This is a genomic window from Herbaspirillum sp. CAH-3, from assembly GCF_009668275.1.
In the GTDB taxonomy this organism is placed as follows: Bacteria; Pseudomonadota; Gammaproteobacteria; order Burkholderiales; family Burkholderiaceae_D; genus Herbaspirillum; species Herbaspirillum aquaticum.
Genome location: NZ_VSWE01000003.1, coordinates 1 through 19659, shown reverse-complemented (window position 1 = coordinate 19659; position 19659 = coordinate 1). Strand labels below are relative to the sequence as shown.

Annotated in this window: 19 protein-coding genes and 1 rRNA gene; 15 read left to right on the top strand and 5 right to left on the bottom strand. The window is 63.1% G+C overall.

Annotated features, from left to right (window positions below; translation table 11 throughout):
* Position 1: 1 nt before the first annotated feature.
* Complete coding sequence (locus FYB76_RS04510) at positions 2-2104, bottom strand: molybdopterin-dependent oxidoreductase (RefSeq protein WP_154132830.1); 2103 nt, start codon at positions 2102-2104, stop codon at positions 2-4.
* A 107-nt stretch (positions 2105-2211) separates the two neighbouring features.
* Between FYB76_RS04510 and FYB76_RS04505 the strand changes: the two genes are divergently transcribed.
* Complete coding sequence (locus tag FYB76_RS04505; protein ID WP_154132829.1) at positions 2212-3021, top strand: AraC family transcriptional regulator; 810 nt, start codon at positions 2212-2214, stop codon at positions 3019-3021.
* Here the strand turns inward: FYB76_RS04505 and FYB76_RS04500 are convergent.
* Complete coding sequence (locus tag FYB76_RS04500; RefSeq protein WP_229296874.1) at positions 3018-3644, bottom strand: LysE family translocator; 627 nt, start codon at positions 3642-3644, stop codon at positions 3018-3020. The genes FYB76_RS04505 and FYB76_RS04500 overlap by 4 nt on opposite strands.
* A gap of 154 nt (positions 3645-3798) precedes the next feature.
* Between FYB76_RS04500 and FYB76_RS04495 the strand changes: the two genes are divergently transcribed.
* The 4 genes from FYB76_RS04495 (at position 3799) to FYB76_RS04480 (ending at position 6890) form a co-directional block, all read left to right on the top strand.
* Positions 3799-4992, top strand: coding sequence for a M20 aminoacylase family protein (locus FYB76_RS04495; protein WP_154132828.1), 1194 nt, complete (start codon positions 3799-3801; stop codon positions 4990-4992).
* A 131-nt stretch (positions 4993-5123) separates the two neighbouring features.
* Entirely contained in the window at positions 5124-5474 is a 351-nt protein-coding gene (locus FYB76_RS04490; RefSeq protein WP_088755729.1) for a DUF1304 domain-containing protein, read from the top strand.
* A gap of 15 nt (positions 5475-5489) precedes the next feature.
* Positions 5490-6008, top strand: a complete 519-nt coding sequence (locus tag FYB76_RS04485) for a DUF695 domain-containing protein (RefSeq protein WP_154132827.1) — start codon at positions 5490-5492, stop codon at positions 6006-6008.
* A gap of 162 nt (positions 6009-6170) precedes the next feature.
* Positions 6171-6890, top strand: coding sequence for a DUF4088 domain-containing protein (locus FYB76_RS04480; protein ID WP_088755731.1), 720 nt, complete (start codon positions 6171-6173; stop codon positions 6888-6890).
* 19 nt (positions 6891-6909) lie between these two features.
* On the opposite strand, the gene FYB76_RS04475 is transcribed toward FYB76_RS04480, so the two are convergent.
* Both FYB76_RS04475 and FYB76_RS04470 read right to left on the bottom strand, forming a co-directional pair.
* Positions 6910-7695, bottom strand: coding sequence for a DUF3047 domain-containing protein (locus FYB76_RS04475; RefSeq protein WP_088755757.1), 786 nt, complete (start codon positions 7693-7695; stop codon positions 6910-6912).
* 228 nt (positions 7696-7923) lie between these two features.
* Positions 7924-8907 (bottom strand): LysR family transcriptional regulator, encoded by a 984-nt coding sequence (locus FYB76_RS04470; RefSeq protein ID WP_088755732.1) that lies wholly within the window; start codon positions 8905-8907, stop codon positions 7924-7926.
* A gap of 242 nt (positions 8908-9149) precedes the next feature.
* Here FYB76_RS04470 and araD1 point away from each other — a divergent pair, with 242 nt between their 5' ends.
* The 10 genes from araD1 to FYB76_RS04420 all read left to right on the top strand — a co-directional run bounded on the left by araD1 (position 9150) and on the right by FYB76_RS04420 (position 18929).
* Positions 9150-10145: an AraD1 family protein gene (araD1, locus tag FYB76_RS04465; protein WP_088755758.1), complete on the top strand. Its 996-nt coding sequence runs from the start codon at positions 9150-9152 to the stop codon at positions 10143-10145.
* Between the two features lie 172 nt (positions 10146-10317).
* Entirely contained in the window at positions 10318-11001 is a 684-nt protein-coding gene (locus tag FYB76_RS04460; RefSeq protein WP_088755733.1) for an amino acid ABC transporter permease, read from the top strand.
* 9 nt (positions 11002-11010) lie between these two features.
* Positions 11011-11661, top strand: a complete 651-nt coding sequence (locus FYB76_RS04455; protein ID WP_088755734.1) for an amino acid ABC transporter permease — start codon at positions 11011-11013, stop codon at positions 11659-11661.
* A complete protein-coding gene (locus FYB76_RS04450) occupies positions 11645-12379 on the top strand; it encodes an amino acid ABC transporter ATP-binding protein (RefSeq protein ID WP_034333235.1) in 735 nt (244 codons plus the stop codon). The genes FYB76_RS04455 and FYB76_RS04450 overlap by 17 nt, the downstream gene beginning before the upstream one ends.
* 69 nt (positions 12380-12448) lie before the next feature.
* A complete protein-coding gene (locus FYB76_RS04445) occupies positions 12449-13255 on the top strand; it encodes a transporter substrate-binding domain-containing protein (protein WP_039786863.1) in 807 nt (268 codons plus the stop codon).
* Between the two features lie 93 nt (positions 13256-13348).
* A complete protein-coding gene (locus FYB76_RS04440; RefSeq protein ID WP_154132825.1) occupies positions 13349-14884 on the top strand; it encodes a UxaA family hydrolase in 1536 nt (511 codons plus the stop codon).
* Between the two features lie 248 nt (positions 14885-15132).
* The gene (locus tag FYB76_RS04435) at positions 15133-16308 is read left to right on the top strand and encodes a fumarylacetoacetate hydrolase family protein (protein WP_154132824.1); all 1176 of its coding nucleotides are present in this window, start codon (positions 15133-15135) and stop codon (positions 16306-16308) included.
* 16 nt (positions 16309-16324) lie between these two features.
* On the top strand, positions 16325-17089 hold the full coding sequence (locus FYB76_RS04430) for an SDR family oxidoreductase (protein WP_154132823.1): 765 nt from the start codon (positions 16325-16327) through the stop codon (positions 17087-17089).
* A 175-nt stretch (positions 17090-17264) separates the two neighbouring features.
* A complete protein-coding gene (locus tag FYB76_RS04425) occupies positions 17265-18215 on the top strand; it encodes an SMP-30/gluconolactonase/LRE family protein (RefSeq protein WP_154132822.1) in 951 nt (316 codons plus the stop codon).
* 159 nt (positions 18216-18374) lie between these two features.
* A complete protein-coding gene (locus FYB76_RS04420; protein WP_088755739.1) occupies positions 18375-18929 on the top strand; it encodes an acyloxyacyl hydrolase in 555 nt (184 codons plus the stop codon).
* Positions 18930-19538: 609 nt separating this feature from the next.
* On the opposite strand, the gene rrf is transcribed toward FYB76_RS04420, so the two are convergent.
* A 5S ribosomal RNA gene (rrf, locus tag FYB76_RS04415) occupies positions 19539-19651 on the bottom strand.
* Positions 19652-19659: the final 8 nt, after the last annotated feature.

The following is a 19659-nucleotide window of genomic DNA, read 5'->3' as shown; positions in this document are numbered from 1 at the left end:
CTCAGGCGGTCACGACCGGCTGCTGCAGTTTTTCCACCTGCACCAGCACGTCATAGAAGGTCGGCGCATTGCCCATGTCGGTCAGGCGCTGGCTGGTGACTTCGTTGGCGTTCTTGCCATCGGCAGCAAATTTCTTCCACCAGATCGACAGGCCCACCACCAGTCCCACACGCGCCTTGTCGGTCACGCGCACGCGTGCCTGCATGCTGCCGCGATCATTGAAGATGCGTACCGTATCCCCTTGCGCAATGCCGCGCGCGGCGGCGTCCTGCGGATGCATGTCGAGGTGCGGTTCGCCCTCCGTATCACGCAGGCTCTGCACGTTGACGAAGGAGGAATTGAGGAAATTGCGCGCCGGCGGCGAGATCATCGCCAGCGGGTATTTCGCGCCCAGCTGCGGATTGCTGGCCACCGATTCATAGGGCGCGATATAGGTCGGCAAAGGATCGAGACCTGCGGCCTTCATCTGCCCGGAATAGAACTCGCACTTCCCCGAGGGCGTGGCAAACCCGCCTTCGGCAAAGGGGGCCACCGGCACCGACAGGCGCTGCCAGCCCTTCTCTTTCAACTGTTCCCAGTCGTAGCCGGCGCTGCGCGGATCGTCGCGCTTGAAGGCCACGGCGGCCAACTGATCGTCGCTGTCCTTGAAGCAGTCTTCTTCAAAACCCATCGCTGCGGCCAGCAGGCGGAAGATCTCGGTATTCGGTTTGGCCTCGCCCAGCGGGGCGATGGCGGCATTGTTGGCCATCATGTAGACGTGGCCATACGAGGCATGCACGTCGATGTGCTCCAGCTGCGTGGTCGCGGGCAGGAGGATATCGGCGTAGTCGGCGGTATCGGTCTGAAAATGTTCCAGCACCACCGTGAACAGATCCTCGCGTGCAAAGCCCTGCGCCACCTTGCCCGACTCCGGGGCCACCGCCACGGGGTTGGAGTTGTAGACGATCACCGCCTCCACCTGGGGACCGAAGTCGGACGAGGCCGGCTTCAACAGGTCATCGCCAATGGTGCTCATGTTGATGACGCGGCTGGGCTTGCCATGACGCGCGGCCAGGTCGGGACGGCTCAAGGCGGCCGTATCCTTGGGGAAGCTGTCCGACACCGACAGCTGGATGCCCCCCGAGGCATGGCGCCAGGCCCCCACCAGCGCCGGCAGGCAAGCCACGTTGCGCGCGGCCATGCCGCCGCCGCGCACGCGCTGCAGGCCGTAATTGGCGCGGATGAAGGCGCCCTCCCCGGCCAGTGCGACGCGGCCGTATTCGCGTGCCAGGTTCCGTACTTCGTCCGCACTGATGCCGCACACCTCGGCGGTACGGGCCGGCGTCCATTCGGCCACGCGCTCCTTGAGCTGCTCGAAGCCCAGCGTGTAGCGTGCAATGTAATCGTGGTCCAGCAAGTCTTCTGCGATCAGCACGTGCATCAGGCCCAGCGCCAGGGCAGCATCGGTCCCGGGCAAGAGCGCGATGTGCTGGTGGCATTTGTCGGCGGTCAGCGAGCGATACGGATCGATGGCGATCAGGCGTGCCCCGTTGCGCTTGGCCGCTTGCACGCGGGTCCAGAAATGCAGGTTGGAGGCAATCGGATTGCCGCCCCAGATGATGATGAGCTTGGCGTGATCGACCTGCTCCAGGTCGGTACCGATGCGCGCACCGATGGTGTAGCGATAGCCGGCGCCACCGGCGGAGGCACAGATGGTGCGGTCCAGCTGCGATGCGCCCAGGCGGTTGAAGAAGCGGCCGGCCATCGATTCGCCCTGCACCTGGCCCATGGTCCCGGCATAGCTGTAGGGCAGGATGGCTTGCGGATCGCGCAGGGCGATCTGGCCGAGGCGCTGCGCGATGGTGGAGATGGCCTCGTCCCAGCTGATGCGTTCGAACTTGCCCTCGCCCTTCTTGCCCACGCGGCGCATGGGGTGCAGCAGGCGGTCCTGGTGATAGGTACGCTCGGCATAGCGCGAGACCTTGGTGCAGAGCACGCCGGCCGTCGGCGGGTGCGCCGGATCGCCGCGCACTTCGGTGGCGACGCCGTCCTTGACGGTCACCAGCAGGGCGCAGGTATCAGGGCAATCATGGGGACAGGCGGCACGGACGATGGTGGTGGTCATGGCAGAGAAGAAAGCGGGGAAAGAAATCAGGGATGTCCTCGGCGCAGGCGAGGCAAGCAGCTACTTTATCTTAAAATGGCGCGTCACGACTCTTCCGTAGTGCTGCCATGCCTCCTTCACCGCACTTCTGGCGTCCTCCCGCCCTGCCCTTCTTAGAAGGCCGCCGCGCCACCGGCAGCCTGTCCTGCTATGCGCCGCATACGCATGACAGTTTTTCCATCGGCATCGTCGACGCCGGGCACAGCATCTTTACGCTGGCCGATCGCAGCGAGCCCATTTTCCCTGGCGACGTGATCCTCGTGCGGGCCGGCGATGTGCACAGCTGCAATCCGGCCGACCTGCAGCGCTGGAGCTATCGCATGTTCCATCTGGACACCAACTGGCTGGCCGCCCTGCTGGCGCAAACCCCGGCCACATGCGGGTTGCTGGCGCGCATGCCGTCGCAGGTCGTGCGTTCGCCGGAGGCACTGCAATGGCTGGACCGCATGACGCATGCGCTGGAGCATGGCCACCCCGACCTGCAGCGCGAAGTGATACGTTGCCTGCAGCACGTGATGCGCGCGTGCGCCGATGCCTGCGCGCCCGCGCGGCACGGCGATGCGCCCGAAGACGACGGCCTGCAGCGTGCCCATGATTTCCTACTGGCCCATTGCCGCGACCGCGTCTCGCTGGCGACCCTGGCGGAACTGGCCGGCACCAGCCGCTACCAGGTGATCCGCCAGTTCCGCCGCCGCTTCGGGCTGACCCCGCATGCCCTGCAGCTGGACATGAAGATCCGCCAGGCGCGCACCCTGCTGCAGCAGGGTGCCAGCACCGTCCATGCCGCGCTCGATACCGGCTTTGCCGACCAGAGCCACTTCCATCGCGCCTTCAAGTCGCGGGTGGCGGCCACACCGCTGCAATATCGCCGCGCCTAGCTGCGGCTGGCCACCAGTGCTGCGGCAGCGAGCATCAACAGCAAGCCCGCGCCCCGCTCAATGAGCGGCAGCGCGCGTGTGAGCGCCCGCATCACGCGCTGCTGCGCGATGAAATACACCAGCCCCGCATCCCAGGCCAGCACGGCCCCAAACATCCAGATGCCATAGAAGAGCTTGGTCGACGCACCGGTCTGCGCGGACACGATGACGGTGAACAGGCCGAAGTAAAACACGCCATTCTTGGGGTTGAGTGCGGCCGATAGAAACCCCGTCCCCAATGCGGCCCATGGCGCGACCTTGGCAGTCGACATTGCCGCATCAGGCAAGACCGCCGGGGGTCGTCCGGCGCGCCAGAAGACCCATCCCAGCCAGGCCAGGTAGCACGCCGCCAGCCACTGCATGGCCGCCAGCAGCAGCGGCGCTCGCTGCAACAGGCTGAAACCGCCGATGGCCAGCGCGATGTAGAGTCCGTTGGCCAGCGCAATCCCCAAGGCTGCAGCCAGCCCATAAGCGCGCCCATGGCGCAAGCTGCCCCGCAGCAGCAAGAGGAAATCCGGACCGGGACTGGCCAGTGCCAGCAGGTGCGCGCCCGCCAGCAGGAAGAATTCGGAAGAAAGCATCATGTGTGTCGACGCCTGCCCGGCGCCCCTGTTAAAAATGCGCATGCTAGGCAGGCTCACGGCCGCTGTATTGAACGAAATTGCACAGGCGCTCCCGTGCCGCCAAGGCGCGGTAAGATAGGCACACTTGTTACCAACGCCAGCGCACCTGACTCCCATGAAACTCATCGACCCCATCGTCCAGTTCCACGCCGACCTGCAGAAGATCCGCCGCGACATCCACGCCCATCCCGAGCTGTGTTACGAAGAAGTGCGCACCGCCGACGTGGTGGCGCAAAAGCTGACCGAGTGGGGGATTCCGGTCGTGCGCGGCCTGGGCGTGACGGGCGTGGTCGGCATCATCAAGAAGGGCGACAGCCCGCGCGCCATCGGCCTGCGCGCCGACATGGATGCGCTGCCCATGTCCGAAATCAATACCTTCGACCATGCCTCGCGCCATCCCGGCAAGATGCACGCCTGCGGCCATGACGGCCATACCGCCATGCTGCTGGGGGCGGCCCGTTACCTGGCGCAGCATGGCCAATTCGATGGCACCGTGTACGTGATCTTCCAGCCCGCAGAAGAAGGCGGCCGTGGCGCCGAGCGCATGATCCAGGATGGCCTGTTCGACAAGTACCCGATGGATGCCGTCTTCGGCATGCACAACTGGCCCGGCATCCCGGCCGGGCACTTCGGCGTGACGCCGGGTCCGCAGATGGCCTCCAGCAACGAGTTCCACGTCACCGTCAAGGGCCGTGGCTCGCACGCGGCGCAGCCGCACAAGGCCATCGATCCGGTGATGACGGCGGTCCACATCGCCCAGGCCTGGCAGAGCATCGTGTCACGCAACGTCAACCCGAATGATCCGGCGGTGGTGTCGATCACCCAGATCCACACCGGCAGCGCCACCAACGTCCTCCCCGACGAAGCCATGATGGTCGGTACCGTGCGTACCTTCAGCCTGCCGGTGCTGGACCTCATCGAACGCCGCATGCAGGAGATCGCCGAGCACACCGCCGCCGCCTTCGATGCCACGGTCGACTTCCGCTTCAACCGCAACTATCCGCCGTTGATCAACCATCCGGAGGAAACCGCCTTCGCCGTCGAGGTGCTGACGGAACAATTCGGTGCCGACCACGTGGACGCCCGCACCGAACCGACCATGGGCGCGGAGGACTTCGCCTTCATGCTGCAGCACAAGCCGGGCTGCTACGTGTTCCTCGGGAATGGCGATGGTGGCCACCGTGACCAGGGCCATGGCCTGGGTCCGTGCAACCTGCACAACCCGAGCTACGATTTCAACGACGACCTGCTGCCCATCGGCGCCACGTACTGGGTGCGGCTGGCCGAGAAATTCCTGCAGCCGAAGTAAGCGCGGCAGCGGTGTGCCAGGCATTGGCGCGCGGGCGCATTTCAGGCATGATCGCCAAAGCCCGCCGCCCGGCGCACTCTGCCATGCCGGGAATGCGCGGCAGGAACGCATAACGACAACAGGGAGAAACCTTGCACACGCTCGCTACCATCCTGGTCCTGCTGGTTGCGCTCGAACATGTCTGGATCCTGATCCTGGAGATGTTCCTGTGGACCAAGCCGCTGGGCCTGAAGACCTTCCGCCAGTCGCGCGAAGCCGCTGAAGCCACCCGCGTGCTGGCTGCCAACCAGGGGCTCTACAACGGTTTCCTCGCCGCCGGGCTGTTCTGGAGCCTGGCCAGGGGCGACCATGCGGTGCAAATCTTCTTCGTGAGTTGCGTGCTGGTGGCCGGCATCTACGGCGGACTTACCGCCAAACGCTCCATCCTTTACATCCAGGGCCTGCCCGCCCTGCTGGCGCTGCTGGCCTTGCTGGCCAGCTGACCGGGCGACGCGACCATGAAACGCGCCCTGCTCTTGACCCTGCTGCTCCTGCTGGCGCGCCATGGGCTGGCGCAGGATCCTGAGCCGGAGTGGTGGAACTACCAGGCCCAGCGCGGCGATCGCCTCAAGGTGGTCAAGCTGGACATGAGCCTGCGGCGCAGCTTCCCGCTGTCCGGGTTTCCATATGTGGTGGTCACGCGGGTGAACTATGCGCCGGGCACGCCCGACGGCTTGCCGGCGCTGGCCGAGCAGGACCGGCTGGAAGCCCTGTCCGACCAGATGGCCGCCGCGATCGGCAAGAAGACCCTCAGCATTTACGCTGGCACCGCCTTCAGCCAGGGCCAGCAGCAATCCTGGTTCTACGTGACCGATCCCAATGGCCTCGAAGCGGTGGTGGCGGGTGTGCATGCCCAGCTCTGCCAGGGCTGCAAGACCAGTACCGCCATCCTGGCCGATCCGGCCTGGGCGCTGTATCGCGACCAATTGTTGCCGGACGGGGAAACCCGGCAGCGCTATGGCTTGCGCAGTTATTGAAGTGCCTGCCGCACGGGCGGCGTAAAGTTTGGCACGACAGTTGCCGATAACAAGTTTCCTGGCAGCATCAGCATTGACACCGCGTCATCACAACCCGTCCGGCGCGCCGCATGGCCTTGCCGGCGCAACAACAACATCGGACACGGTCCGAGGGGAAGCCGCATGAAACAGATCAAACTCATCCTCAAGGATGATATCTACGACTCGCTGGAGCGCGACTATCACAACTTCGTGCGGCTCTCGACCAAGATCGATTCGGGGTTCGTCAAACCTTCCTTCGACAGCTACCTGCTGGCCAAGGTCTCCGAGAACACCAACTTCCTCACCGAAGAGGCGGTACAGCACCTGATGCTCTCGGGCCAATACGCCTGGGCACGCCGGGCGATGGACAAGGAATTCCCGGACGTGGTCCAGATCCTCATCGAACAGGCGGCCAATTACGGTTTCTGGATTGCGGTGCGCCACGACTGGGGCACCGAGGAACTGGTCAATGCATCGCGCGCCTGGGCCGGCGCCATCATCAAGCAGGCCAAGGGCGATGAAACGCAGATCGACGTGCTGGCCTCGCAGATCAAGGCGTCCGCCACCAATATCGCGGTGGTGCAGGAACGCCTGAAGACCCCGGCCTCGCAACTGGCCCATGCGATGGTGCAGGAATTGCGCGAGACCCATATCGCCATCGAACATGCCTCGGGCATGGTGGCGCGGGAAAAGCTGGGGGCGCTGCGCACCCTGTTGAAACTCGGGCGCGCCTATGGAAATGTCTCGGAGAAGGCCGAGCAGGACATGATGGACAAGCTCAAGCGCGAAAAGCCCTGGCTCTTCGAGACCGGCCCCAAGGGCTTCTGGGGCCACGTCGCCGCCTGGTGGCGCGGGGTCTGAGCCCGCAGCAGCTCAGTGCTCAGGGGGCCGGAACCGCCTGGGCATCGCGCATCAGGCGGATGTCACCGTACCAGGCTTGCATCTTCTGGACCGTATTGTCGGTATCGGTGAGCACGCCCACGCCGATCAGGCGGCCGGGCTTTTCACCGAAGGCACGCTCATAGTCTTCGGCGACGTTGCGCTGGTAATTGCGCCACTGCCCCACGTGCTCCGCACCGTTTTCCACCACCAGCATCTGGATGCGACCGGTGCGGCCATTGGCGATCACCGTGCCGACCGGCGCTTTGGGATCCCACACGTACATCAGCGTGGCATAGGGCAGCTCATGCCCGGTCAACAGCTTGGCCGTATCGAAGAGGATGGTATCCATCAGCGAGAGCTTGTCGTGGTCGCCATCGAAGGCCAGCACGATGCGCACCGGCGAATCATCGGTCTCCCGGTGCGTGAGATCGGCCGTGGGAATCAGGCCGGCGGCCTTCCAGCTCCAGGTCAGCCAGGGCTTCTTGTTGATGTCGATGTCGACCGCATGGCGCAGGCCGGATGAAGCGCGATCGGCAAAGGCGTGCAGGACGCTGCGGCCATTGTCCTGCACCAGGCGGTATTCGGTAGGAATCTTCTTGCGGGTGAACACCAGCGGCTCCCAGCCAGCCGGCAAGCCTTCGGGCGGGTTGGCCGAGAACAGCGCCAGGGCCTGGTCCAGCTTGGCCTGCTTGGCTTGCCGGGCAGCTTCATCGAGCGGCGCGGGCTTCTGTGCGGCGCAGCCGGCCAGCAGCAAGGCGCCGCCCACGCAAAGCGAGGCCAGCACGGCACGGGCAGCAGAGGCAGGCAGGGAAACAGGACCGAGAGCAGCAAGGCGCGCGCGCACACGCGTAAGACGCAAATTCATGAAGGCCAACCGGAAAAAGCGGATTCTGAGGGAAAGTCTGCGGCCACCCCGACCGCAGACGAACACTAACAGGAAAATCACGCCTGAAGGCATCCGGAAAAACCCTAGCCAGTAAAAAAACGTCAGGAATGCAACGCAGCCGTTGGCTCAGTTTTGCTGCCGCAGGATCTGGATGAACATCTTGGCCAGCGAGGACAGGGTGCTGTTCTTGCGCGTGACGATGCCGTAATGCTCGATGCGGGTCTTCAGGTTGACCGGCAGGATCCCCAGCATCTGGCGCGCGGCAAAGAAATGCGCGATGTCCAGCGGCATCACGGCCACCATGTTCGATTGCGCCAGCAGGGTGATGGTCACGAAGGGGGAGGCGGTCTCGATCACGTTGCCGGGTACCTTCACGCCTTCCAGCTTGAACTCATGCTCGATCCAGATGCGCATGGGCATGTTGCTCGAATAGAGGATCCAGGAGGCGTCGGCCAGCTCCTGCAGGCGCACCTTCTGCGCCGTGGCCAGCGGATGGTCGATGCCGCTGACGATGCACATGGGCTCGCCGCGCAGCATTTCGTAATGGTAGAGGTTGGGCTGCGAGCTGACCGAGGAACGCCCGATCATCAGGTCGATACGGCCCTGGTCCAGCAGCAGCAGCTGGCGGGCACTGGTGTCCTCGCTGATCTCGATGGAAACGTCCGGCTGGATCTCGCGCAGGCGCGACAGTGCCCGCGTGACGAAGGGTGCCGCCCCCATGATGGTGCCGATGGACAAGCGGCCACCGCGGCCGCTGATCATGTTCTGCAATTCTTCGCGCAGGTTGGCCACGTCGCTCTGGATCAGGCGCGCATAGCGGATCACGCAGCGGCCCAGCTCGGTGGCCTCGATCCCGCGCGGGGAGCGGTCGAACAGGGTCACGCCCAGGGCATCTTCCATTTCATGCAAGGCCTTGGTGGCGGCCGGCTGGGTCATGTGCATCACTTCGGCTGCCTTGTGCAGGGAGCCCTGCTCGTCGAGCGCCGTCAGCAGCGCGACCTGCCGAAAGCGCAGGCGGCTGACGATGGAACCGACCGAAGGCAGCACACCGCCCGCCGCGCCCTCCTCGTCGAGTCGGTTATCACCCGATGAATTAAGCTCATTAGACATCCTTGGTTCAGCCTCTTATAGTCGTCCCGGAAAAAACACAATGCTAGCGCATCTGCCCCCTGCCCACGGCGATGCGTGAAAAAAGCTCAGGAGACGACGGGCAGATTGATCCACAGGTGGCTTCGCCTGGCGGCAGTTTCCTGCCGCGTGCGAATCGCAGCCCCTGTTCTGCACATCGCTCCTTTTATACCTGACCGCCCCTGACCGGCGGCAACGTGGACGACGACGGCAAAGGAGACCTGGTGAGGCTGATTCAATATCGCGACCTGCATGGACAACGCCGGGTGGGTATCGTCAATGGCGCCAGCATCCAGGTATTGGGCGAGGTCGGCACCATGCGCGAGCTGGGCTTGCTGGCCATCGCGCGCAATACCGGGCTGGAACGCCTGGCCCAGCTGCTCAATACCGACCAGTGCGAAGACTATGCCGCCATCCTGGCCGAGGGGCGCATCCTGGCGCCGCTGGATCATCCCGACCCGGCCCACTGCCGCGTCTCCGGTGCAGGCACCACCCACCTGGGCAGCGCCACCACGCGCGACAAGATGCATCGCCGCATCGAAGGCGATGAGCTCGACAAGACCGATACGCAACTGATGATCGAGTGGGGCATCGCCGGTGGCCGCCCCGCGCCGGGCAGCGTAGGCGTTCAGCCTGAATGGTTTTACAAAGGCGATGGCCATTGCATCGTCGCGCCCGGCCAGCCCTTGCCGCGTCCTGATTTCGCCCTTGATGGCGGCGAAGAACCGGAGATCGTCGGGCTCTACCTGATCGATGACGCACTCTGTCCGCGCCGCCTCGGTTTTGCCATCGGCAACGAGTTTTCGGATCACGTGATGGAACGCCGCAATTACCTGTACCAAGGCCACTCCAAGCTGCGCCACTGCGCCTTCGGTCCGGAGCTGCTGGTCGGCCTGCCACCGGCGCACCTGACCGGCATGACCCGCATCCGTCGCCGTGGCCGCGTGATCTGGGAACAGGAATTCCTGACCGGACCCGACAACATGTGCCACTCCATCGAGAACCTCGAATACCACACCTTCAAGTATGCGCACCTGCTGCATGCGGGCGACGTGCATGCGCACTTCATGGGCGCGGCCAACCTGTCCTTCGCCTACAGCGTGCGCACTGAAGATGGTGACAGCATCGAGATCAGCATTCCCGATTTCGGCGCACCGCTGGTCAATGGAATCCAGCACGTGCCATCGACCTTGCGACCGGGTGGCGTCAAGCCGCTGTAGCCACGCCGCCCGGACCCAGGCGCGCCGCAAGGCGCAGCAGTAACGGCAATCATGCCAAGGCCCCGACCTCACCGTCGCACAACAAGAGGCCGCCCCCAGGAAAACCAGAAAAGGAGACCACCCTCATGTTGTTGTATCCCCCTCGCCCTGATGCTGCCCGGACGGAGCGTCGATGAATTACACCTTCGATTTCATGAGCGTGTTCGCCAACTGGGATCGCCTCTTGATGGGCGCCTGGCTGACGATACAGCTCTCGGCCCTGTCCATTGCATTGGGCTTCGTGGTCGGCACGCTCTGCGCCATTGCCGGCAAGAGCCGGCTGGCGCTGGTGCGCGGCCTGGTGCAGGCCTATGTCGAGATCATCCGCAATACGCCGCTGCTGGTGCAGGTGTTCCTGGTGTTCTTCGGCCTGGCCAGCATCGGCTGGAAGCTCACCGCCGAGACCGCTGCCGTCATTGCATTGACCGTCAACGTCGGCGCCTACACCACCGAGATCATGCGCGCCGGCATCAACTCCATCCATCCGGGCCAGATCGAGGCGGCCGAATGCCTGGGCATGTCGCGCTTCCACGTGTACTGGCACGTGGTGCTGCTGCCGGCGGTGGAGCGCGTCTATCCCTCGCTGACCAGCCAGTTCATCCTCTTGATGCTGGCCTCCAGCATCACCTCGCAGATCTCGGCAGAAGAGCTGACCGCCACCGCCAACCTGGTGCAGTCGGAAACCTTCCGCAGCTTCGAGGTGTATGCGGTCATCGCGGTGGCGTATCTCGTTCTGTCCTTCCTGTTCCGTGGCGCATTCTGGGCAATCAGCCAGATGGCCTTCGTGCGCAAGCGCAAGCTTGGCACCAACCTGTAAGGAGGCGCGATGAACGCATTCAGTTTCCTGCACGTGGAGTACCTGTTGCAAGCGGCGGTCTGGACCGTGGTGCTGTCGCTGGTAGCCTTCGTCTTCGGCGGTGTAGCCGGCTTCGTGATCGCTTTGTGGCGGGTCTCGCCCAATGCTTTCCTGCGCGGCCTGGCCAGTACCTACATCCAGGTGGTGCAAGGCATCCCGCTGCTGGTGATCCTGTTCGTGGCCTACTTCGGGCTGGCCATCGCCGGCTTCAAGCTCACCCCGCTGGTGGCAGCCGGGATCTCCTTTGCGATCTACTGCGCCGCCTTCCTCGGCGAGATCTGGCGCGGCTGCATCCAGGCGGTCCCCAAGACCCAGTGGGAAGCCTCGGAATGCCTGGGCTTCAACCGCTTCGAACAGCTCACCAAAGTGATCCTGCCGCAGGCGGTCAAGATCGCCACGCCACCGACGGTGGGCTTCATGGTGCAGATCGTCAAGAACACCTCGCTGGCATCGGTGATCGGCTTTGTCGATCTCTCGCGCGCCGGCCAGATCATCAACAACTCGACCTTCCAGCCGTTCACCGTGTTCGGCTGCGTCGCACTCATCTATTTTTGCCTGTGCTTCCCGCTGTCGGCGCTGTCCAAGCACTTTGAAAGGAAATTGAATGTCAGCCATCGTTAAGATCAATGATCTGCACAAGAGCTTCGGCAGCAACAAGGTATTGAACGGTGTCTCGCTGGATGTGCAGAAGGGCCAAATGGTGGCCATCATCGGCAAGAGCGGTTCGGGCAAAAGCACGCTGCTGCGTTGCCTGAACGGCCTGGAGAAAGTCGATGGCGGCAACATCCATGTATGCGGACATGATATTCATCATCCGGACAAGCTGAACCTGCGCGAATTGCGCAAGCAGGTCGGCATCGTCTTCCAGAGCTACAACCTGTTCCCGCACCTGACGGTGGAGCGCAACATCACGCTGGCGCTGACGACCATCAAGAAGATGTCGACCGAAGAGGCGAAGAAGATCGCCCACAAGGTACTGCAGCTGGTGGGTCTGGAGAACAAGAAGGAAGCCTACCCCGAGCAGCTCTCGGGCGGCCAGGCGCAGCGCGTGGCGATTGCGCGCTCGCTGGCCATGGCACCGGAACTGATGCTGTTCGACGAAGTGACCTCGGCACTGGATCCGGAGCTGACCGCCGAAGTGCTGAAGGTCATGGAAGACCTGGCCCGTGGCGGCATGACCATGGTGCTGGTCACGCACGAGATGGCCTTTGCCCGCAAGCTGGCCGATGTGCTGGTGTTCATGCACCAGGGCCAGGTGTGGGAGATCGGTCCGCCCGACGAACTCTTCAGCAACCCGAAGACCGCCGAGTTGCAGAAGTTCGTATCAAGCGATCTGTAAAAGATCGCATATCCATCTTGTATGGATTTTGTTGTCAGCAGTATCCCTACAATCACCCAGGAGACATCAATGAAAAAACTGTTCAACTTCACCAGGAAGGCCGCCGCCGTCGTGCTGGGCCTGGCTTGTTTTGCCCAGGCCGCGCATGCCGATGCCCTGGCCGACATCAAGGCCCGCAAGAAGGTGCTGATCGCCATCGACCTCGGCGCGCCGCCCTTCGGCATGACCAACGCCAAGCTGGAGCCGCAGGGCTCGGATGTGGAAACCGCACGCCTGCTGGCCAAGGACATGGGGGTGGAACTGGAGATCGTGCAGGTCACCGGCCCCAACCGCATTCCCTTCCTGATGACCGGCAAGGCCGACATGGTGATCTCGTCCTTCTCGATCACGCCGGAACGCCAGAAGGTGGTGGCCTTCACCCAGCCCTATGGCGCCTCGCAGTTCGTGGTGGCCGCGCCCAAGGGCGAGAACATCAAGGGCCTCAATGACCTGGTCGGCAAGCGCGTGGCCGTGGTTCGCGGCAACATGCAGGATTCGCTGCTGACCCCGCTGGCGCCGAAGGGGACCAACATCGTGCGCTTCGATGATGATGCCACCGTGACTGCGGCCATCATCTCGGGCCAGGTCGATGCCCTGTGCACACCCAATTCGCTGGCCTCGGCCATTGCCAAGCAGAACCCGTCCAAGAACCTGGAAACCAAGTTCGCCATCAAGGATATCCCCTATGCCATCGGCCTGCGCAAGGGCGAGCCGGCACTGGAAAAGTGGCTCAACGAATGGATCACCGCCAACCTCAAGAATGGCAAGCTGCCCGGCATCTACCAGCAATGGGTCGGCAGCCCCATGCCTGACCTGGCGCAGTTCGCGCCCAAGTAAGACCGCCGTTTCCGGCATGCCGCGCCCGCCAGCGCGGCATGCGCCCGCCGCCTGCGCGGCCAGCCTGCAGCATCCACGAACTCCGAGACCAACATGAAAGCCAACTCTCCCGTCATCCGCCTGAACCCGGTCGATGATGTCGTCATCGCCCGCCAGCAGCTCATCTCCGGCACCGTGCTGCAGGACGAAGGCGGCCTCAAGGTCCAGGGCCTCATCCCCGCCGGCCACAAGATGGCCACCCGCGCCATCGCTACCGGCGAGCCGGTCAAGCGCTATGGCCAGATCATCGGCACGGCCAGCCAGGACATCGCGCCCGGCCAGCACGTGCACACGCACAACCTGGCCATGGCCGAGTTCTCGCGTGAACACCATTTCGGCGCGGACGTGAAGCCGGTCGATTTCGTCGCCGAGCCGGCCACCTTCATGGGCATCGTGCGCCCCGATGGCCGCGTGGCCACGCGCAACTACATCGGCGTGCTGACCTCGGTGAACTGCTCGGCCACCGCGGCGCGTGCCATTGCCGATTACTTCCGCCGCGACATCCACCCTGAAGTGCTGGCTGACTATCCCAACATCGATGGCGTGGTGGCGCTGACCCACGGCCAGGGCTGCGCGCTGGATTCGCAAGGCGAGCCGCTGCAGATCCTGCGCCGCACGCTGGCCGGCTACGCCACCCATCCCAACTTCGCCGCCGTGCTGGTAGTGGGCCTGGGCTGCGAGACCAACCAGATCTCGGGCCTGATGGAAAGCCACAACCTGAAGGAAGGCGAATACTTCCACACCTTCACCATCCAGGGTACCGGCGGCACCGCCAAGACCGTGGCGCTGGGGATCGAGAAGATCAAGAAGATGCTGCCCAAGGCCAACGACATCAAGCGCGAGCCGGTATCGGCCAAGCACCTGACGCTGGGCCTGCAGTGCGGCGGTTCGGATGGCTATTCGGGCATCACCGCCAACCCGGCACTGGGTGCTGCGGTGGACTTGCTGGTGCGGCATGGCGGTACGGCCATTCTTTCGGAGACACCCGAAATCTATGGTGCCGAACACCTGCTCACCCGCCGTGCGGTCTCGCCGGAAGTCGGTGAAAAGCTGCTGGCCCGCATCGCCTGGTGGGAGGAGTATTGCGCCAAGAACGATGCCGAGATGAACAACAATCCGTCGGCGGGCAACAAGGCCGGTGGCTTGACCACCATCCTGGAAAAATCGCTGGGCGCGGTGGCCAAGGGTGGCACCACCAACCTGGTCGATGTCTACAAGTATGCGGAAACCGTGACCGCGCGCGGCTTCGTCTTCATGGATACGCCGGGCTACGACCCGATCTCGGCCACCGGCCAGGTCGCGGGCGGCGCCAACATGATCTGCTTCACCACAGGCCGCGGTTCGGCCTATGGCTGCGCTCCGGCGCCTTCGCTCAAGCTGGCCACCAATACGGCGCTGTGGCAACGCCAGGAAGAAGACATGGATATCAACTGCGGCGAAATTGCCGACGGCAATGTCACCCCGCAGGAGATCGGCCAGCGCTTCTTCCAGATGATTCTCGATACCGCCTCCGGCAAGAAGACCAAGAGCGAGCTGCATGGCTACGGGCAAGATGAATTCGTGCCCTGGCACATCGGCGTCTACACCTGATGCTGATGCAGATCATCAAGGCCCGGCTGCGGCTGGGCTAATGTCATCCGCAGCGAACCATGCCGATCCGTATTACGCTGGCCCGGCTCACGTAATACGGGCTGCCGGCCAAGCATCCTTGCCTTCGGGCATCCACGAAGAGGAGGATGTTTCGCCCGCAGTCAGTCTCCCCTTGCAGAACCCAAGATCGTGGCGACGCCCGCTTCCCGTGTAGTCCGGGCCCGCCTCCAACATAAGGAACCAAGAACATGGCACACACTTTTTCGCTCCAGGCCCACCTGCCTGAAGACCACGCGCAGGCCACGCTGATCGGACGGCTCTGGCAACCCGGCGTGGGTCCGGTGCTGGTGAGGATCGATGCCGACGGTGCGTATGACCTCACGCTCATCGCCGCCACCTCCAGCGAACTGCTGGAGCTGGACGACCCCGCCGCTGCCGTGCGCGCGGCCACCAACATGAGCCGCATCGCCACCTTGCAGGAGTTGCTGGACAATGCCGACGCCGCCCGCCGTGATACCTCGCGGCCCTGGCTGCTCGCGCCCATCGACCTGCAGGCCGTCAAGGCCAGCGGCGTGACCTTCGTGGCCAGCATGCTGGAACGCGTGATCGAGGAACAGGCACGCGGCGACGCCGGCAAGGCCGAGTCGGTGCGCAAGGCGATAACGGCCGTGATCGGCGACAACCTCTCCAGCGTGGTGCCGGGCTCACCGGAAGCTGCGCGCCTCAAGGAAGTGCTGCTGGAGCAAGGCGTGTGGTCGCAGTACCTGGAGGTGGGCATCGGCCCGGATGCGGAAATCTTCACCAAGGCACAGCCAATGTCGTCTGTGGGCCTGGGCGATGAGGTGGGAATTCACCCCAAGTCGGCGTGGAACAATCCCGAGCCGGAAATCGTGCTGGCCATCAACAGCCGCGGCAAGGTAGTCGGTGCGACCCTGGGCAATGATGTGAACCTGCGCGACTTCGAAGGCCGCAGTGCCCTGCTGCTGGGCAAGGCCAAGGACAACAATGCGTCTTGTGCGGTCGGGCCTTTCATTCGCCTGTTCGACGCAAACTTTTCAATTGACGACGTGCGCCGCGCCGAACTTACAATGCGGGTCGATGGCACGGAAGGCTTCACGCTCAAGGGCAGCAGCTCCATGTCCATGATCAGCCGCGATCCGCTGCAGCTGGTGGAACATGCGATCGGTCCCAATCACCAGTATCCGGATGGTCTGGTGCTGTTTTTGGGGACCATGTTCGCACCGACCCAGGACCGTTTCGGTCCCGGCCAGGGCTTCACCCACCAGGTCGCCGATATCGTGACGATCTCCACCCCGAAGCTGGGCGCGCTGGTGAACACGGTCAACTTCAGCGACCAGACCGCACCGTGGACCTTCGGGCTCACCGCGCTGTACAAGAACCTGGCCAACCGCAAACTCGTTTAATCGCAAAGGAACAAGCATGTCCGCATCCACTGGCCGCCTCGCCGGCAAGACCGTCCTCATCACCGCTGCAGCCCAAGGCATTGGCCGCGCCTCGACCGAACTGTTTGCGCGCGAAGGTGCGCGCGTGATCGCTACCGACATCAGCAAGACGCATCTGGATGAACTGGCGTCGATCGCCGGCGTGGAAACACATCTGCTGGATGTGACCGATGACGCCGCCATCAAGGCGCTGGTGGCCAAGGTCGGCAGCGTCGATGTCCTCTTCAACTGCGCCGGTTATGTGGCGGCGGGCAACATCCTGGAGTGCGATGACAAGGCCTGGGACTTTTCCTTCAACCTCAATGCCAAGGCCATGTTCCACACCATCCGCGCGGTGCTGCCGGGCATGCTGGCCAAGAAGGCGGGCTCCATCGTCAACATCGCCTCGGCGGCCTCGAGCGTGAAGGGCGTGGCCAATCGCTTTGCCTATGGCGCCTCCAAGGCGGCCGTGGTGGGACTGACCAAGTCGGTGGCGGCGGACTTCGTGGCGCAGGGCATCCGTTGCAATGCGATCTGCCCGGGCACCATTGAATCGCCCTCGCTGAATCAGCGCATCAGCACGCAAGCCAAGGAAACCGGCAAGAGCGAAGACGAAGTACGCGCCGCCTTCGTGGCGCGCCAGCCCATGGGCCGCATCGGCAAGGCCGAGGAAGTGGCGGCCTTGGCGCTGTACCTGGCCTCGGACGAGTCCAACTTCACCACCGGATCGATCCACATGATTGATGGTGGATGGTCCAACTGAGCTGGTGATTGAACAGCGTTTGCCGTTCGGGTGCCACGCGGCCCCGGAGGAGCGAGCGCTCAGGTACGTCGGACGGCATGCTGCACGCATGCCGTTTTTTCTTTTCGGAATCGCAGCGGTCCGTCTTCCATCGCTGTTGCGGATCAGGTTTATCAAAAGGAAGGCTCGCGGCATAATGAGCGCTTCCTCATTCATGCTTACAGGCAAGCTCATGTCCCAGGCATCTCCGGCGTTTTCTGCCGACACGCTCACTCCCGTGACTTCCGAACCGATGCTGCTCGGTGAATCGCCCTTGTGGCACGCCGAGGAAGGTGCGCTGTACTGGATCGACATTCCAGGCAAGGCAGTGCACAAGCTGGTGTTGGGTACGCAGCAGCATCAGCGCTGGGATATGCCGGAAGAACCCGGCAGCATCGTCAAGCACGCCCAGGGCGGGCTGGTGGTGGCGTTGCGCACGGGCATGTTCCATCTCAATACCGGCAATGGCGCACTGTCCTTGCTGCTGGAGGCGCCCTACGATACGGCGCGCATTCGTTTCAATGATGGCCGCTGCGATGCTGCCGGCCGCTTCTGGTGCGGCACCATCTATGAGCCGCGTGACCGCGATGGCGGCACGCTCTACTGCTTCGAGCGCAATGCGCTGCGCGATGCGCATCATGCGGTGGTGACATCCAATGGCGTGGCCTTCAGCCCGGACCAGCGCCTGATGTATCACGCCAATACGCCGGCACACCGCATCAATGTCTATGACTATGATCTCGCCACGGGCCAGACCAGCCAATGCCGTCTGCTGCGTCAGTTCGACAGCGACAAGAGCGCGCCCGACTATGGCGGCCGGCCCGATGGTGCGGCGGTCGATAGTGAAGGCGCTTACTGGTGCGCAATGTTTGAAGGGGGCCGGGTGTTGCGGCTCTCGCCGCAAGGGGAGATCCTGCAGGAGATCCGGCTGCCGGCGCGATGCCCGACCATGGTGGCTTTCGGTGGCGAGGATCTGCGCACGCTCTTCATCACCACGGGGCGCAATGGCCGCAGCGATGCGGAGCTGGCGCAATATCCCCTGTCCGGCCATGTGCTGGCCATCCGTGTGGCGGTTCCGGGAAGACTTGAGTACAGCTATCGTCCCTGAGGCTGGAAGCTGTCTGTGGTAAGGACGCGGCAGAATCTTTCACGCGAGTATGCATTTGTGACGATTATGAGAGAATATCGCGTCCTCGCGGATGCCCTGGCGCCGCGCCGAATACAAGCAAAGATCCTTCAAAACACTTTACGCGCTGAAAGAGAATCCATGACTAAAATGAAGAGCCTGGTCGCCAAGATCGCTTTTGCTGGCGTCGCCGCCATTGCCATCCAGTCGCCCAGCTATGCCATCGACGGCATGTCGCTGGAATACGGTACCGGCAACAGCACCCAGCTGGCCCGTATCGGTGCCCAGTTCAACTGGGGCCCGAACTGGAATTTCTGGCAGTCCAACGGCACCCACATCGGTGGCTACTGGGATCTGTCGCTGGCGAACTGGCGCATGAACCACTACAACAACACCAGCAGCAGCGGCAACCTGGTCGACCTGGGCCTGACCCCGGTGCTGCGCTTCCAGCGTGACGATGGCAAGGGCTTCTACGGCGAAGCCGGCATCGGCGTGCACCTGTTCTCCAAGCTCTACCGCAACAACGACAAGGTGCTGTCGACTGCCTTCCAGTTCGGTGACCACGTGGGCGCCGGCTATGTGTTCAGCAATGGCCTGGACCTGGGCATCCGCCTGCAGCACTTCTCCAACGGTGGCATCAAGCAGCCCAACGGCGGCGTGAACTTTGCCGTGGCACGTGTGGCTTACAAGTTCTGATGACCTGAGCTTGTACTGCTGAAAATGAAAAAGCCGGCTATGCCGGCTTTTTTATTGTCTGTTGTTCGGGAAAGATGAGGGCGCACTGCCATTGCCTGCTGTTGCATATCGGCGTGTGACTTCCTTCCCACCCTTAGATTTTTACCTGTGCATAAATTAACTGCTGCCGGCGCTGTTGACGCAGGCTGTGCATAAATCTAAGGTTTGGATTTCCAGCAGTGGTGTGCCACGCGGTTTTGCGGCCGATTGAGTGCTTCAAATCTTAAATGCCTGTGTATAAAAAACTGCACAGCGGCGAGGGAAACCATTTTCGCCTGTGAATAAAACTAAGAACAGACCTTGTTCGTCAGCAGGAGGCGTTGGCAGTAGCAACTGTCCTCGCTGCGCTAGTTGGTGGGCGAACTGCGCTTGGCACCGGCCTGAATGAGCGCAGAGCATCGGTTCTCGTGCTGTTCAAACCTGTTTTGCCCTCATCCGAACCGCACTTGGCCGCGAATGCCCGCAATCACAACACAGCAGAATTCACTCCGCTAGGAGAGAAAAAAAGAATCGAACGCGCAAAGCAAAAACCCTCGCTACTTGCGTAACGAGGGTTCTTGGGAGTAACAAGCCTGACGATGACCTACTTTCACACTGGTTGCAGCACTATCATCGGCGCGAAGTCGTTTCACGGTCCTGTTCGGGATGGGAAGGGGTGGTACCAACTTGCTATAGTCATCAGGCATAACTT

What these genes read in the sequence shown, in the direction of transcription:
- FYB76_RS04510 (WP_154132830.1), bottom strand. Translation starts at nt 2,104, where the DNA reads ATGACCACCACCATCGTCCGTGCCGCCTGTCCCCATGATTGCCCTGAT.
- FYB76_RS04435 (WP_154132824.1), top strand. Translation starts at nt 15,133, where the DNA reads ATGGCACACACTTTTTCGCTCCAGGCCCACCTGCCTGAAGACCACGCG.
- FYB76_RS04500 (WP_229296874.1), bottom strand. Translation starts at nt 3,644, where the DNA reads ATGATGCTTTCTTCCGAATTCTTCCTGCTGGCGGGCGCGCACCTGCTG.
- FYB76_RS04485 (WP_154132827.1), top strand. Translation starts at nt 5,490, where the DNA reads ATGAAACGCGCCCTGCTCTTGACCCTGCTGCTCCTGCTGGCGCGCCAT.
- FYB76_RS04445 (WP_039786863.1), top strand. Translation starts at nt 12,449, where the DNA reads ATGAAAAAACTGTTCAACTTCACCAGGAAGGCCGCCGCCGTCGTGCTG.
- FYB76_RS04505 (WP_154132829.1), top strand. Translation starts at nt 2,212, where the DNA reads ATGCCTCCTTCACCGCACTTCTGGCGTCCTCCCGCCCTGCCCTTCTTA.
- FYB76_RS04430 (WP_154132823.1), top strand. Translation starts at nt 16,325, where the DNA reads ATGTCCGCATCCACTGGCCGCCTCGCCGGCAAGACCGTCCTCATCACC.
- FYB76_RS04455 (WP_088755734.1), top strand. Translation starts at nt 11,011, where the DNA reads ATGAACGCATTCAGTTTCCTGCACGTGGAGTACCTGTTGCAAGCGGCG.
- FYB76_RS04480 (WP_088755731.1), top strand. Translation starts at nt 6,171, where the DNA reads ATGAAACAGATCAAACTCATCCTCAAGGATGATATCTACGACTCGCTG.
- FYB76_RS04420 (WP_088755739.1), top strand. Translation starts at nt 18,375, where the DNA reads ATGACTAAAATGAAGAGCCTGGTCGCCAAGATCGCTTTTGCTGGCGTC.
- FYB76_RS04450 (WP_034333235.1), top strand. Translation starts at nt 11,645, where the DNA reads ATGTCAGCCATCGTTAAGATCAATGATCTGCACAAGAGCTTCGGCAGC.
- FYB76_RS04470 (WP_088755732.1), bottom strand. Translation starts at nt 8,907, where the DNA reads ATGTCTAATGAGCTTAATTCATCGGGTGATAACCGACTCGACGAGGAG.
- FYB76_RS04440 (WP_154132825.1), top strand. Translation starts at nt 13,349, where the DNA reads ATGAAAGCCAACTCTCCCGTCATCCGCCTGAACCCGGTCGATGATGTC.
- FYB76_RS04495 (WP_154132828.1), top strand. Translation starts at nt 3,799, where the DNA reads ATGAAACTCATCGACCCCATCGTCCAGTTCCACGCCGACCTGCAGAAG.
- FYB76_RS04425 (WP_154132822.1), top strand. Translation starts at nt 17,265, where the DNA reads ATGAGCGCTTCCTCATTCATGCTTACAGGCAAGCTCATGTCCCAGGCA.
- FYB76_RS04460 (WP_088755733.1), top strand. Translation starts at nt 10,318, where the DNA reads ATGAATTACACCTTCGATTTCATGAGCGTGTTCGCCAACTGGGATCGC.